The sequence below is a fragment of the Microbacterium sp. genome, from assembly GCF_031178445.1.
Taxonomy (GTDB): Bacteria; Actinomycetota; Actinomycetes; order Actinomycetales; family Microbacteriaceae; genus Microbacterium.
The window spans coordinates 51,470-64,254 of sequence record NZ_JAPSIY010000010.1 but is presented as its reverse complement, the minus strand read 5'-3'; the positions used below and the strand labels follow the sequence as shown (position 1 = coordinate 64,254).

The window sequence follows — 12,785 nt, the reverse complement described above, 5'->3', positions numbered from 1 at the left end:
CCCGCTAGGACGGGCGGACGGCGAACGTCTGGTCTGAGCCGCTAGCCTTCTGCCATGGCCACGCTCAAGCAAGTCGCGGGTCGGGCCGGCGTCTCGATCTCCACCGCCTCGCGCGTGCTGTCCGGCAGCAACTACCCGGTCGTGCCGGCTCTGCGCGAGCGAGTCGAGACGGCCGCGCGCGAACTCGACTACGTGCCCAACGCCCAGGCTCAGGGGCTGCTGCGCGGAAGCACGGGGATGATCGGGGTCCTGGTCGGAAACGTCGGCGACCCGTACTTCTCCGAGATGGTCAACGGCATCCACGCTCTCGCCGTGCGCCGCCGGCTGCTCGTGGCCATCTGCCACACGGAACGTGACGTCGAGCTCGAGCTCGAGTACTTCCGGATGCTGCAGGCGCACCGGGCATCGGCCGTGATCATCGCCGGATCCGGGCTGAGCGACGAGCACTACCGGGCGAGCCTCGCCGCCAGGGCACGCTCGTTCAGCGCGGGCGGCGGCCGTGTCGTCGCCGTCGGCAACACGACCCTCGACGTCGACCGGGTGCTCGTGGACAACACCACGGGCGCGGTCGAGCTCGCGCGGCACCTCGTCGGCCTCGGCCACCGCGAGATCATCGTCCTCGCCGGGCCCGAGAACGTCGGGTCGACGCTCGAGCGGGTCGGCGGTCTGAACGAGATCATCGGCGGGGCCGGCGGCACGCTGCGCATCCGCTACGGCGCACCGACCCGGGACGATGCGTACCGGGGTGCCGGTGAGATGTTCGCGCAGCATCCCAGGGCGACCGCGGTGGTGGGCACAGCGGACCAGCTCGCCATCGGAGCGATGACCTGGCTGCGCGAGCACGGGTTCAGGGTCCCGATCGATGTGTCGGTCGCGGGATTCAACGACATCTCCCTCGCCAGTGACCTGGAGCCGGCGTTGACCACGGTGCGTCTTCCGCTGCGCCGGATGGGCGAGGACGCCTTGCGGCTGGCGCTCGATGAGCACGCCGCCGAGCCGCGCGTGAGGCATCTCAGCACGCGCCTGGTCGTGCGCGCGTCCACGGCCGTCGCGTCGGGCGCAGGCGCCGAGGGCCAGGGCGTCAGGCCGTGAGGTCGACGAGTTTGCGCAGGGTCAGCAGATTCCGGCCCGTGCCTGCCACGCCGAGCGCACGATCCAGCACCTGCGTGGTGAGTCTGGTGGACTGGGCTCCGCCCGTGCCGTAATCGATCCAGAGGTCCCGCGCCGCGAGTGCGATCCTCTCATCCGGTCGGAGCCGGTCTCCGAGCGCCTCTTCGGCGCCAGGCGCCGGATCGCCGTCCAGGAACATGATGTGCAGCATCTTGTCGGCCGCGGCATCCGGGAAAGGGTTCGTGTCGAGCGCGACCCGCAGCTGCTGGTGCGTGCGCGCGATCACCGGGGTGTCCACGCCGAACTCCTCCGAGATCAGGGTGCGCACGTCGGCGCACGCCGCGGCCGGGTCACCGGGCTGGTCGCAGATCACGTTCCCGCTGGCGATGTACGTCGAGACGCCGGTCAGCGGCGTGCGGCCGGCGAGCAGCGCACGCAGCTCAGCCATCGGCACACGATTGCGTCCACCCACGTTCACCGCACGCAGCAGCAGCGCGCACCGCTCGCTCACCCGGGCTCCACGCCGGCTTCAGCGGGCGAGGCGCCGGCCGCACCGGAGCGCCCGTGCGCGATCTGCGCGCCGGCGTGCGCGAGCTCGAAGAGCGCGGCCTCGGTCGAAGCGGCTCCGACACCGGCGACCAGGTCGGAGAGGACGCGCACGCGCACCCCGTGCGCGATCGCGTCCAGCGCGGATGCGCGTACACAGTGATCCGTCGCGATTCCGACGATGTCGGCCTCCGTCACACCGTGTGCGGCGAGGATCTCCCCTGCCGTGGCCTCGTCATCGTCCGTGCCCTCGAACAGGGAGTAGGCGGGTCGCCCCTGTCCCTTGCGGATGTGGTGCGTGATGGCATCCGTCGTCAGCAGCGGATCGTAGTCCGCGCCGGGCGTGCCTGCCACGCAGTGCACCGGCCAGGTATCGACGAAGTCGGGCTCGTCGGCGAAATGCCCGCCGTTGTCGCCGTCGGCGTCGTGCCAGTCCCTCGAAGCGAGGATCACGGCGTAGTTCCCGGCATGGTCGGCCAGGAGGGCGCTCACCCCTGACGCCACGTCGTCCCCGCCCGTGACGGCGAGGGCACCGCCCTCGGTGAAATCGTTCTGCACATCGACGATGAGAAGCGCTCTGCTCATGCCTCGAGCGTACGCTCGCCGCCGGCATCCGAGAACGGCGAAGGGCCCGGGATGATGCATCCCGGGCCCTTCTCTGAGCCGCCTAAGGGAATCGAACCCTTGACCTATTCATTACGAGTGAATCGCTCTGCCGTCTGAGCTAAGGCGGCGTGCGCGGCGCACCGCGGCACGATCAACGATATTACCCTGTCCTCCCCGTCGGCGACGAATCGAGGACGGTGCGCGGGGCGCAACGCGGGACGGCCCGCCCCATCACGCAGGACGCCACGCGAGGCGCTCACTCGCAGCGCAGCCCGTCCTCGGGCACGGTGCCCTCGATGAGGAAGCCCTCCACGGCCTCATCGACGCAGCCGTTGCCCTTGTTGTAGCCGGTGTGCCCCTCGCCGACGCGGGTGACCAGCACGCCGTTCTCCAGCTGCTCGGCGAGCGACTCGGACCATTCGTACGGCGTAGCCGGGTCGTTGGTCGTTCCCACCACCACGATCGGCCCGGTGCCGGGAGCGGTGATGGCCTCTCGGGTGCCGGTCGGAGGGTACGGCCACTGCTCGCAGAGGTCGGGACCCTGCCAGTACGGCGCGAAGGTGGGCGCTCCCTCTTCGATCCGCTTCATCGCGGCTGCTTCGGCGGCGGGGTCGTCCTCGACGGGGTAGTCCATGCAGTTGTACGCGTTGAACGCGTCCATGGAGTTGTCGGCGTAAGTGCCGTCCGGGTTGCGGCCGTTGTAGCTGTCAGCCAGGTAGAACATGGCGGACGGATCTCCCTGCAGCACGGCGGCCAGAGCATCCGTGAGGTATTGCCATGAGCTCTGGCTGTACATCGCGGTGATGACTCCGGTGACCATGGTGTCGGCACCCAGCATCCGCCCGTCGCCGTTGCGCAGCGGCGACCGCTCCACCGCGGCCAGCAGCGCACGGAAGTCGGCGAGCGCATCGTCGAGCGTGCCGTTGAACGGACAGCCGTTGGATGCGAGGCAGTTCTCGAGGTAGGCGCGAAGCGCCGACTCGAACCCGAGCGCCTGGGTCGTGCCGACATCGAGTCCGGGGACGGAGGGGTCGATGGCGCCGTCGAGGACAAGGCGCTGTGCGCGCTCCGGGTACAGCTTGGCGTAGGTCGCGCCGAGGAAGGTCCCGTAGGAGTAGCCGAGGTAGTTCAATTGGGTGTCGCCGAGCACCGCGCGGAGCAGATCCATGTCGCGTGCGGCGTTCACCGTCGTCACATGCTGCAGCAGGTCTCCGGAGTTGGCGGCGCAGGCCTCGGCGTACTCCTTCTGGTCGGCCTGGATCTCCGCCTCCCATTCCGGGGTGTTGCGCGGTTCGATGGTCAGGCCGTAGTTGAACTCGTCGCGCTTGGCGGGGTCCTCGAAGCAGGTGACCGCGGTCGAACGGCCGACGCCGCGCGGGTCGAACCCGATCACATCGAAGTTCTCGATGAGGGGGGCGCCGACCGCGTAGGTCAGATTGTCGGCGATGTAGTCGTAGCCGCTCGAACCGGGTCCACCGGGGTTGACCAGCAGCGAGCCCTGATACTGTCCTGTCGCCTGATGCCGCACGATCGCGAGCGAGACCTCCCCTGCCTCCGGGTCCTCCCAGTCGAGGGGCGCGGTGACGTCGGCGCAGTCCAAGCGCGAGCCGCACTGCTGCCATTCGATGGTCTGCGAGTAGAACGAGAGCAGCTCATCGGCGACCCCGGTGGTGTCGGGCTCGCGGGTGACCGACGCCTTGCCCTCGGGGATCTGCGCATAGAGACATCCCGACAGCACGAGTGCGGCCGAGATCAGCGCCGCGGCTGCGGCGGCGATTCGGCGAAGGGCGGGCTTGGATCGACGGTTCACGGTGTCCTTCCGCTCGAGACGGTGACGAGAAGACTCTCCAGCGCGAGAAGCGGCGCCACGTTGCGCTCCAGCGATTCGCGAGTGTCGGCGATGGCGTCGAGGGCGAGCAGGGTGCGCTCGACAGGCCAGGTCTCGGCGAGGGCGGTGAGCTCCTGCTCCAACTCTCGGTTGATGAGGGCATCACGACGGGCGTACTGCAGCATGATCACATCGCGATACATCGACTGCAGGTCGGTGAGCACCCGATCGATGCCGTCTCGCAGACTGCGGGTGGCCCGCTTCTTCTGCTCCTCTTCGAGCGCTGAGATCTGGCTGCGAAGCGCAGGAGGAACAGCCTGCCCCTCTGCGACGCCGACCGTGCGCAGCAACGCGGCGCGTTCGGCCTCGTCGCGCTCGGCGGTGAGCGCCTTGGCGTCATCGGTCGCCGCCTGGATGATCGCGCCCGCGGCCTCTACCGCCGTGCCGACGCCCCGTACCCCGAGCACGCTGCGCAGCGTCTCATCGCGCCGGCGTCGTGCCGCATCGTCCGTGGCCAGGCGCTGCGCCATGCCGATGTGCCGCTGCGCATGGCGAGCGGCCTGCTCGGCGGTTGTCACGTCGATGCCGGTGCGAGCGGAGATCAGGCGTGCCACGTCGGCGACCTCCGGCTCGCGCAGCCGCAGTGCGCGCACCCGCGAGCGGATCGTGGGCAGCAGGTCGGCTTCACTCGGCGCGCACAGCACCCATACCGTCTGCTCCGGCGGCTCCTCCAGTGCTTTGAGCAGCACGTTCGAGGTGCGCTCGACCATGCGATCGGCGTCCTCGACGACGATCACCCTGTACCGCCCGGCCGACGGCGCGAAGTACGAGCGCTCGACCAGCGCCCGTGCTTCCTTGATCGTGATGATGACCTTGTCGGTGCGCAGGGCGGTGACGTCGGGATGCGTCCCGGCGAGTACCTGACGCATCGTGGACTCGTCGTGCGGGCCCTCGGCGATCAAGGCGGCGGCGAACGCATAGGCGAGTGTGGAGCGACCGGAGCCGGGAGGGCCGGTGATCAGCCACGCATGCGAGAGGGCGGCAGGATCGGATGCGGCGGCGCGCAGCGTCTGCACGGCGGCATCCTGCCCCCACACGTCGGACCACGGGAACGGCGCGATCTCGACGGCGGTCATGGAGTCCAGCCTAATCGTGGGCGCCGACGACGCCGGTCAGCTCGGTTCGCGGCGGATCCGGATCGCGGCGCCGTTCGCGCTGCTCCCCCGCTGCTCTCGCGCCCTCCGCTGATCTCGCGCTGCTCGATTCGCGCTGCCACCGATCTCGCGCTGCTCGATTCTGCGCGCGCTGCGAAACGATGCGCAGCGCGCGTGCTCGAACGGGAACGCGAGGATGCCGACTCCGTGGAAGCGAGAGGTCAGAGCAGGAGGGCGACGCGCGCACGGACGCGCTCGGCGATCTCGGATGCAGGCAGAGCGGCGTCCACGACGAGGAAACGCTCGGGCTCCGCCTCCGCGAGGGCGAGGTAGGACGTCCGCACCCGCGTGTGGAACTCCTCCTTCTCGGCCTCGAGACGATCGAAGGGCTTGTCGTCCGCGTCGAGGCGGCGCCGAGCCTCGACCGGATCCACGTCGAGCAGAACGGTCAGGTCGGGCAGCGCGCCCTCGGTCGCCCACAGCGACAGCTCGCGCACCTCGGCGGCATCCAGCACGCGCCCCGCGCCCTGATACGCGACGGACGAGTCGAGGTAGCGATCCTGGATGACCACGTCTCCGCGGTGAAGCGCCGGTCGAACGGCGGTGGCGATGTGGTGCGCGCGGTCGGCGGCGTAGAGCAATGCCTCGGCGCGCGGGGCGATGTCGCCGCGGTGGTGCAGGACGATGTCGCGGATCAGAGTGCCGACCTCGGTGCCGCCCGGCTCGCGAGTGCGCATCACAGCGCGACCCCGCTCCCCCAGCCAGCCGGCCAGCAGCTCCGCCTGCGTGGTCTTGCCCGAGCCGTCGCCGCCCTCGAGCGTGATCCACACGCCGCGGCCTGTCGTCACGAATCCGCCTTCGCCGCGTTGGCCGCACGCGTGGCCGCGGCCTTCTTCGCCGCCGCAGAACGCGCGGCCGCCTTCTCGGCATCCGTCTTCGCCGGCGCCTTCTTGGCGGTCGTCTTCTTCGCGGGCGCCTTCTTGACGGTCGCCTTCTTCGCCGGCGCCCTCTTGGCCGGCGCCTTCTTCGTGCCGCGCTTGGGCGCCGGACCCTTGGCACGCTTGTCGGCGAGCATCTGCACCGCGGTCTCGAAGGTGATGTCCTCCGGCTTCTGACCGCGCGGGATGGTCACGTTCGTCTCACCATCGGTGACGTAGGCGCCGAAACGGCCGTCGCGGATGCGGATCGGCTTGCCGCTGACGGGGTCTGCCTCGAACTCGGCCAGCGCGCTGGATGCGCGGCGGGATCCTGCGCCGTACTTCGGCTGCGCGTAGATCTCGAGCGCCTGCTCAAGGGTGATGTCGAAGATCTGCGACTCGCTCTCCAGCGAGCGCGAATCCGTGCCCTTCTTCAGATACGGGCCGTAACGGCCGTTCTGCGCGGTGATCTCGTCGCCCGACTCGGGATCGGTGCCGACCACGCGGGGCAGGCTGAGCAGCTGGAGCGCCGTGTCGAGGTCGATGGTGTCGACCGACATGGAGCGGAACAGGGAACCCGTCCGCGGTTTGGGTGCATCCTTCTTCGCGGTCTTCTTCTTCGGCGCCTCGATGACCTCGCCGGTGGCTTCGTCGACCGCGGCATCGTCCTCGGGCAGGTTCTCCTGCACGTAGGGACCGAACCGGCCGTCCTTGACGACGATGACCCTGCCGTTCTCCGGGTTCTCGCCGAGCACCCGGTCGCCGGCCACCGGTGCGTCGATGAGCTCCTGCGCCTTCTCGGCCGTGAGCTCGTCGGGGGCCAGGTCCTCGGGCACGTTCACGATGCGCGGCTTCGCGTCGGGGTTCGCGGGGTCGACGACTTCGAGGTAGGGCCCGTACTTTCCGAAGCGCAACGTGGCGGTGTCGGTGATGCGCGTGGAGTTCAGCGCTCGCGCGTCGATCTCGCCGAGGTTGTCGACGACCTGGCGCAGCCCCACCTGCTTGTCGGAGCCGTAGTAGAAGGAGCGCAGCCATTCGACGCGCTTCTGCTCGCCGCGGGCGATGGCATCGAGATCGTCCTCGAGCGCCGCCGTGAAGTCGTAGTCGATGAGGTCGGCGAAGTGCTCCTCGAGCAGGCGCACCACGCTGAACGCGAGCCACGTCGGCACCAGGGCCTGGCCGCGCTTGGTGGCGTACCCGCGATCGATCACCGTGCCGATGGTGCTGGCGAACGTGGACGGGCGGCCGATGCCGTGCTCCTCGAGCGCCTTCACGAGCGACGCCTCGGTGTAGCGGGGCTTCGGCGTCGTGCGATGGCCCTTGGCCTCGGCATCCGCCATCTCGAGCTGGTCGCCCACGGCCACCTGCGGCAGCGACTGGTTCTCGGCCGCGTCGGCGTCGCCGCGCTTCTCGTCGCGCCCCTCTTCGTAGGCTTCCAGGAAGCCCTTGAAGGTGTAGACCGTGCCGGATGCGGTGAACTCGAGCTTCTCGCCGTCGGCGTCCGCCTCGATCGTGACGGTGGTGGTCTCGTACTTCGCGTCGGACATCTGGCTGGCGACGGTGCGCTTCCAGATCAGGTCGTAGAGGCGCTGCTCCTCGCGGTCGAGCTGCGAGGCGACGGACGACGGTGTGCGGAACGTCTCGCCCGATGGTCGGATCGCTTCGTGGGCCTCCTGCGCGTTCTTGCTCTTCGACGCGTAGACACGCGGTTTGAGCGGCACCGCCGCATCCCCGTAGAGCGACACCGCCTGCGCCCGCGCCGCCTGCACCGCCTGGGTGCTCAGCGCGGTGGAGTCGGTCCGCATATAGGTGATGTACCCCTTCTCGTAGAGGCGCTGGGCGACGCTCATCGCCTGCTTCGCGCTCATCGAGAGCTTTCGGCCCGCCTCCTGCTGCATCGTGGAGGTGGTGAACGGGGCGTACGGCCGGCGCGTGCCGGGCTTGGCCTCGACGCCGGTGACAGCACCACGACCGGCTGCGGCGACGGCGGCGGCGAGTGCTGCGGCGCGCTTCTCGTCGAGGACGACGACGGCCTTCTTGAGCTTCCCGGTGTCGTCGAAGTCGCCCCCACGGGCCAGCTGCCCGCCGTCGACGCGCACGAGCCGAACGCGGAATCCGGCGTCTGCGGAGCTGGCGGTGGCCTCGATGTCCCAGTACTCCGCGGACACGAACGCCATGCGCTCGCGTTCTCGGTCGACGATCATGCGGGTCGCGGCGGACTGCACGCGGCCCGCCGACAGGCCGGTCTTGACCTTGTACCAGAGCACGGGCGACACGTCCCAGCCGTAGAGGCGGTCGAGGATGCGACGCGTCTCCTGCGCGTCCACGAGTGCGAGATCGAGCTCGCGGGTGTTGCCGATGGCCGCCCGGATGGCGTCCTTGGTGATCTCGTGGAAGACCATCCGCTTGACGGGCACCTTGGGCTTGAGAGTCTCCAGCAGGTGCCAGGCGATGGCCTCGCCCTCGCGGTCCTCATCAGTGGCGAGCAGGAGCTCGTCGGCGGTCTTGAGGGCCCGCTTGAGCTCCGCAACCGTCTTGGTCTTGCGATCGGAGACGACGTAGTACGGGTCGAAGTCGTTGTCGACGTCGATGGAGTACTTGCCGTAGGCCTGCTTGTCGGCCGCGGGGATGTCCTTCTTGTCGGCGAGGTCGCGAATGTGACCGACCGAACTGAGCACCTCGTAGCCGTCGCCGAGGTACCCCTGGATCGATCGCATCTTCGTCGGGGACTCGACGATCACGAGCTTCTTGCCTGCAGCCAAGGGTGCGTCCTTTCTCCGAAGCACACCATACACACCGCTTTCTTGGCGCAGACGCAGAGTCAGGGCGACACGGCGTCGGCTCGAGAGCACAGCGGCGGTGAGGGGGCCGTCGTCATCCTCCCTCGGGTTGCCCGGCTCGGGCGCGGGAGACGGCGACCAGACCAGCGTACGCCGCTCTGACCTCGACCGTCGCACGGAGCCCCTCGACCGCGCACGCCGACAGCGAGGCGCCGGATGCGGCGGCGACCCTCGCGGCGAGCGCGCAGGGCGGCTCAGCGGTGACGACGGCGCCGGACGCCGCGTCGGCGGCGGCCAGCGCCGCAGCGTCCGCGGCGCCCGATGCGCGTTGGGCCGTGACAGCCGCTCCGCCGACGGCGGCGAGCCCGAGCGACAGCGTCGCGGTGACGGTCAGGATGCCGGCGGCCAGCGCTGCGCCTGCCATGGTGTCCTCCCTTGCATCGACATCTCACAGGCCGCCGTCGAGTGCGCAGCTGCGCGCGCTGAGCGGAATGCGGATCAGCTGCCCGACACGGAAGTCGGCGGCGGCCGTGGCGCAGATCATGTCGCCTGCCGCGCCGGTGCTCATCCGTGCCCCGTCGACCGAGGCGGCGACGACCCCCGCCGCCCTCGCGGCACTCTCGCCGCGCGACAGCAGCCGTGCGGCGTCCGCCGCGGAGTCCTGCAGCGCGACCTGCTGCGCGGCCGCTGTCAGGGCGCCGACCCCGAGCAGCAGTGACACGAGTACGGCGGGCAGCGAGACCGCCAGCTCGGCGGCGACGGATCCCTCCTCGCCGCCGAGCCGGTTCAGGCGCCCGCGGCGCATCACGACACCGTGAGCGCCCGCCGCACCAGGTCGGTGAGGATGCCGCGCACCTCATCGCTGCGCATGATCACCATCAAGCGGTCATTTCCGACGAAGCTCTACCGGCATCACTCTGCGAGACTGTGGGCATGGACGGACTACCCGACCCGCTCACGTGCCCTGACTGTGGCGCGCTGCTGCGCGACGGAGCGACCGGTCTGGAATGCCCGTCGCACGGCCTCGTCGAGCTCTACGCGGACGTCAAACGCCCTGAGAGCGGTGACGACCTGCCGGGGCTCCACGGCGGTTGATCGCACAGCCAGACGTCAGTCCTCCGGCATATCCTCCCCGGGTGCATGTGATTCAGCTCGCCGAGGCGCAGTGGCTCGTCCTCGACCGTCAGGTGCGTCCCCAGTTCCTGATGGTGAAGGGGCCGATGGTCGACCGTGCCACCGGCGAGACGCACATCGTGTTCAGGATCGAATGGTGGTCGATCGTGAAATCCGAGCGTCGCGTGCTCGCGGTCCTCCCCCACGAGCTCGTCGCCCGTGACTGGTGCCGTGCTGAGATCGAGAGGGCCGAGCATCAACGCGAGTCCGTGTACGAGTCCGTCGCCCGGCGCGGGTTTTGACGTCGAAACGTCGAGCCCGTTGGACACTGACCGTACCGAATACGACTTCTTTGCTGGGATACTCGGGCGATGAGCAAGTACATGCGAATCATCCTGGACATTGAGGTCGAGGTCACGGATGTGACCGAGGCTGCGGCTTACACCATGGACTGGGGGCGCACCGAAGAGGGCGAAATCGCGATGATGCCCTACCCGACTCCTGAGGCGCAGATATTCGCTGCCGTCAACCAGGCGGTGGCTTCGGGACTCGCCGAGCTGCAGGGAAGGGGCGTCGGCTTCAAGTTGGTCAGTCAGAGCGGCTTTCCACGCGAAGTGGTCGATGGTGAGCACCCCGCAGTGACGCTTCCGGCGATGCCTGCACGTCAGGACGACGGTTCGATTCCCGGGTTCAACTGAGTAGCTATCAGCCGGCAAACGCTCAGGGCGTCGTCGACGGGCATCGGGGCTGTGACAGCTCCAAACGCGGAGAAGCCCCCGCCCTCCCGCGTGATGCGGACAGGGCGGGGGCTTTCCTTTGGTCAGCGTCGCGGGAAGGTATCAGGCGACTCGTGAACCGTGAGCGTGCGCGAGGTAGCGTTCTCGACCGCTGTGGCGGTGCGCTTGGTGAAGAGGGCGTAGCTGGCCTGCGCGACGACGATCGCGAGCAGCGCGAGTGCGGGCCATGCTGGGACGGTATCGCCGGTGTACACGTAGTAGAACCAGAGCACGATGCCGGTGAGCACGAGAGCCACGGCCACGGCCACGACCTTCTTCACAGTCGGGGACCAGGTCGGGCGCTGGATGAGCGCCTGCACGTAGGGGGCGAGCAGTCCGAGCAGGACCAGCACGCCGGCGGGGATGGTGGGGAGGACGATGTCCATCAGGACTCCTTTGGTCGGGACGGGTACGGGGGAAGGTCATCGGTGCTGAGGCGGTCGATGATGATGCGGCGGCAGATGTGGGCGTGCTCCTCGACGATCCGCACCCATCGGGTGAGTGTGGAGATCTCGGCTTCCGCGTCGTCTACCTCCGCGCGGGCACGGTCGCGTTCGGCGATCGCACGGTCGCGTTCGGCGATCGCGCGGTCGACCTCGGCGCGGCGGGCATGGACTCGGCCGGCGCGCCAGTCGCGAGCCATGTCGAGCAGCTTCATGACGATGCCGCCCAAGGCACCGGAGGTGAGGATGGCGACGATCAGTTCGGCGGGCACGACACGACACCCCCGGTTCGTGGCTCGAAGTTGTAGCGGCGGATCGATACCCACCGGACGACGAACGCGAGCCCGAAGACGAGGGTGAGGCCGAGGAGATACCAGCGGTCCCCGGTGCGGTCGACGGCCATGAGCAGGGTGACGGCGATCAGGTCGAGCGCTGCGGCGAAGATCAGCACCAGTGCGAGGCGTTCAACCCACCACCAGGCGGTGAACACCACCGACAGGCCCGCGGACCCGCCGATGGTGAGACACCACGCCCAGATCGCTGTCAGCGCCCCGCCAAGCGCTCCTTCGAGGCTGCGAGGCGGGTCGACCAGGGCGACGACTCCCATCACCAAGACCACGGCGTACATGACTGCGGCGAGCATCTTCATGTGCCGTGGCTCCGTGATCTGCTCCCACAGCTTTCGGATGGTGCGCATCAGCTCAGGTTGATCGACGTCGCGCCCGCGAGCTCACCGGAGATGCGGGAGAGCTCACGCTGGATCGCGAGGTACCCGGCGCGGTCGGTGGACGAGGTGATGTTGCCCGCGCCCTTGGCGTAGATGCGCGCCCACGCGATGTAGGTGGCCTTGTCGGTGGTCACCATGAACCCGCGGAACACGACGGCCTTGCCGTCCTTGCGCGAGTTCTTGTCGGTGACGGTGCCGGTGAACACCGGCAGGTCGGTGCCGATGTCCGGGTGACCGAGCATCCACTCGCCCTCGGTTCGCCCGTCGATACGGGCATGCACGGTCGGCTTGAGCATGTCTTCGTCTTCTTCCTCCGGCTCGGCCGGCGTTGTCGTTCCTGTGGGTGCAGCCCATGAGGGCGGTGTCCAGATGTCGTTGAAGTCGCCGATGTGCCACAGCTCTTGTGGTGACACGAAGTCGACGGTGAACCCGGCGAGGCGGCACAGCGCCTTGAACCGCGCCCAGCCGAGAACGGCCCAGTTGGCGACGTCGATCGCCGCGCACAGCCGGCCCTTGTAGATCAGTCCGTGCGACGAGTAGCCGGGGACGGCAGCCCAGATGCCGAGATCTTTGCGGTACTCGACCTGGATGTCATAGGGCCGGTATCCGTTCCACCCGGGCGTGATGATCAACCAGACCCGGTACTTCTCCCATGCCGCGCGCTGCACCCATCGCCAGCGTGCGGCGGTCCCTGCGGGCAGGTAGTGCTGGTCGCCGAGCTTGACCATCATGCTGAGCGGAAACCGCCCGTTGGTGTAACCCCCCATGAGCCCTCCCTTTCATGC

16 protein-coding genes, 1 tRNA gene and 1 pseudogene are annotated in these 12,785 nt (G+C 69.0%); 4 read left to right on the top strand and 14 right to left on the bottom strand.

Annotation, left to right across the window (positions count from 1 at the left end; genetic code table 11):
* Positions 1 to 54: 54 nt before the first annotated feature.
* On the top strand, positions 55 to 1,092 hold the full coding sequence (locus RIN43_RS13810; RefSeq protein ID WP_309129504.1) for a LacI family DNA-binding transcriptional regulator: 1,038 nt from the start codon (positions 55 to 57) through the stop codon (positions 1,090 to 1,092).
* On the opposite strand, the gene RIN43_RS13805 is transcribed toward RIN43_RS13810, so the two are convergent.
* From RIN43_RS13805 to RIN43_RS13760, 10 genes and pseudogenes are all read right to left on the bottom strand, one after another.
* The gene (locus RIN43_RS13805) at positions 1,082 to 1,621 is read right to left on the bottom strand and encodes a DUF1697 domain-containing protein (RefSeq protein ID WP_309129503.1); all 540 of its coding nucleotides are present in this window, start codon (positions 1,619 to 1,621) and stop codon (positions 1,082 to 1,084) included. The two genes, RIN43_RS13810 and RIN43_RS13805, sit on opposite strands and share 11 nt — an antisense overlap.
* Positions 1,618 to 2,241, bottom strand: a complete 624-nt coding sequence (locus RIN43_RS13800; RefSeq protein WP_309129502.1) for an isochorismatase family protein — start codon at positions 2,239 to 2,241, stop codon at positions 1,618 to 1,620. The genes RIN43_RS13805 and RIN43_RS13800 overlap by 4 nt, the downstream gene beginning before the upstream one ends.
* Before the next feature lie 76 nt (positions 2,242 to 2,317).
* Positions 2,318 to 2,390: transfer RNA gene (locus RIN43_RS13795), tRNA-Thr, on the bottom strand.
* A gap of 128 nt (positions 2,391 to 2,518) precedes the next feature.
* Positions 2,519 to 4,072, bottom strand: a complete 1,554-nt coding sequence (locus RIN43_RS13790; RefSeq protein ID WP_309129501.1) for an alpha/beta hydrolase — start codon at positions 4,070 to 4,072, stop codon at positions 2,519 to 2,521.
* Positions 4,069 to 5,226: a DNA polymerase III subunit delta' gene (locus RIN43_RS13785; RefSeq protein WP_309129500.1), complete on the bottom strand. Its 1,158-nt coding sequence runs from the start codon at positions 5,224 to 5,226 to the stop codon at positions 4,069 to 4,071. Before RIN43_RS13785 ends, RIN43_RS13790 begins: the two co-directional genes overlap by 4 nt.
* A gap of 239 nt (positions 5,227 to 5,465) precedes the next feature.
* Positions 5,466 to 6,092, bottom strand: coding sequence for a dTMP kinase (tmk, locus tag RIN43_RS13780; RefSeq protein WP_309129499.1), 627 nt, complete (start codon positions 6,090 to 6,092; stop codon positions 5,466 to 5,468).
* The gene (topA, locus tag RIN43_RS13775; protein WP_309129498.1) at positions 6,089 to 8,923 is read right to left on the bottom strand and encodes a type I DNA topoisomerase; all 2,835 of its coding nucleotides are present in this window, start codon (positions 8,921 to 8,923) and stop codon (positions 6,089 to 6,091) included. The genes tmk and topA overlap by 4 nt, the downstream gene beginning before the upstream one ends.
* Positions 8,924 to 9,035: 112 nt before the next feature.
* A complete protein-coding gene (locus RIN43_RS13770) occupies positions 9,036 to 9,365 on the bottom strand; it encodes a helicase (RefSeq protein WP_309129497.1) in 330 nt (109 codons plus the stop codon).
* A 24-nt stretch (positions 9,366 to 9,389) separates the two neighbouring features.
* Complete coding sequence (locus tag RIN43_RS13765) at positions 9,390 to 9,746, bottom strand: TadE family type IV pilus minor pilin (protein WP_309129496.1); 357 nt, start codon at positions 9,744 to 9,746, stop codon at positions 9,390 to 9,392.
* Positions 9,746 to 9,823, bottom strand: a pseudogene (locus tag RIN43_RS13760) (DUF4244 domain-containing protein); the annotation flags it as partial. The pseudogene RIN43_RS13760 and the gene RIN43_RS13765, both read right to left, overlap by 1 nt.
* Positions 9,824 to 9,874: 51 nt before the next feature.
* On the opposite strand from RIN43_RS13760, the gene RIN43_RS13755 reads away from it, so the two are divergent.
* From RIN43_RS13755 to RIN43_RS13745, 3 genes are all read left to right on the top strand, one after another.
* Complete coding sequence (locus RIN43_RS13755; protein ID WP_309129495.1) at positions 9,875 to 10,036, top strand: hypothetical protein; 162 nt, start codon at positions 9,875 to 9,877, stop codon at positions 10,034 to 10,036.
* 41 nt (positions 10,037 to 10,077) lie between these two features.
* Complete coding sequence (locus RIN43_RS13750; protein ID WP_309129494.1) at positions 10,078 to 10,356, top strand: hypothetical protein; 279 nt, start codon at positions 10,078 to 10,080, stop codon at positions 10,354 to 10,356.
* Positions 10,357 to 10,425: 69 nt separating this feature from the next.
* A complete protein-coding gene (locus RIN43_RS13745) occupies positions 10,426 to 10,752 on the top strand; it encodes a hypothetical protein (RefSeq protein ID WP_309129493.1) in 327 nt (108 codons plus the stop codon).
* Positions 10,753 to 10,874: 122 nt separating this feature from the next.
* On the opposite strand, the gene RIN43_RS13740 is transcribed toward RIN43_RS13745, so the two are convergent.
* Genes RIN43_RS13740 through RIN43_RS13725 form a run of 4 tightly spaced genes read right to left on the bottom strand, consistent with a single transcriptional unit; the run spans position 10,875 to position 12,767 of the window.
* A complete protein-coding gene (locus RIN43_RS13740) occupies positions 10,875 to 11,216 on the bottom strand; it encodes a hypothetical protein (protein WP_309129492.1) in 342 nt (113 codons plus the stop codon).
* A complete protein-coding gene (locus RIN43_RS13735; RefSeq protein ID WP_309129491.1) occupies positions 11,216 to 11,545 on the bottom strand; it encodes a hypothetical protein in 330 nt (109 codons plus the stop codon). The genes RIN43_RS13740 and RIN43_RS13735 overlap by 1 nt, the downstream gene beginning before the upstream one ends.
* Positions 11,530 to 11,970, bottom strand: a complete 441-nt coding sequence (locus RIN43_RS13730; protein WP_309129490.1) for a hypothetical protein — start codon at positions 11,968 to 11,970, stop codon at positions 11,530 to 11,532. The genes RIN43_RS13735 and RIN43_RS13730 overlap by 16 nt, the downstream gene beginning before the upstream one ends.
* Entirely contained in the window at positions 11,970 to 12,767 is a 798-nt protein-coding gene (locus RIN43_RS13725) for a hypothetical protein (RefSeq protein WP_309129489.1), read from the bottom strand. Before RIN43_RS13725 ends, RIN43_RS13730 begins: the two co-directional genes overlap by 1 nt.
* Positions 12,768 to 12,785: the final 18 nt, after the last annotated feature.

Bases quoted from the DNA above. Each gene is read 5' to 3' on its own strand.
- RIN43_RS13810 (WP_309129504.1), top strand. From the start codon at position 55: ATGGCCACGCTCAAGCAAGTCGCGGGTCGGGCCGGCGTCTCGATCTCC.
- RIN43_RS13800 (WP_309129502.1), bottom strand. From the start codon at position 2,241: ATGAGCAGAGCGCTTCTCATCGTCGATGTGCAGAACGATTTCACCGAG.
- RIN43_RS13785 (WP_309129500.1), bottom strand. From the start codon at position 5,226: ATGACCGCCGTCGAGATCGCGCCGTTCCCGTGGTCCGACGTGTGGGGG.
- RIN43_RS13770 (WP_309129497.1), bottom strand. From the start codon at position 9,365: ATGGCAGGCGCAGCGCTGGCCGCCGGCATCCTGACCGTCACCGCGACG.
- RIN43_RS13765 (WP_309129496.1), bottom strand. From the start codon at position 9,746: ATGCGCCGCGGGCGCCTGAACCGGCTCGGCGGCGAGGAGGGATCCGTC.
- RIN43_RS13755 (WP_309129495.1), top strand. From the start codon at position 9,875: ATGGACGGACTACCCGACCCGCTCACGTGCCCTGACTGTGGCGCGCTG.
- RIN43_RS13745 (WP_309129493.1), top strand. From the start codon at position 10,426: ATGAGCAAGTACATGCGAATCATCCTGGACATTGAGGTCGAGGTCACG.
- RIN43_RS13740 (WP_309129492.1), bottom strand. From the start codon at position 11,216: ATGGACATCGTCCTCCCCACCATCCCCGCCGGCGTGCTGGTCCTGCTC.
- RIN43_RS13730 (WP_309129490.1), bottom strand. From the start codon at position 11,970: ATGCGCACCATCCGAAAGCTGTGGGAGCAGATCACGGAGCCACGGCAC.
- RIN43_RS13725 (WP_309129489.1), bottom strand. From the start codon at position 12,767: ATGGGGGGTTACACCAACGGGCGGTTTCCGCTCAGCATGATGGTCAAG.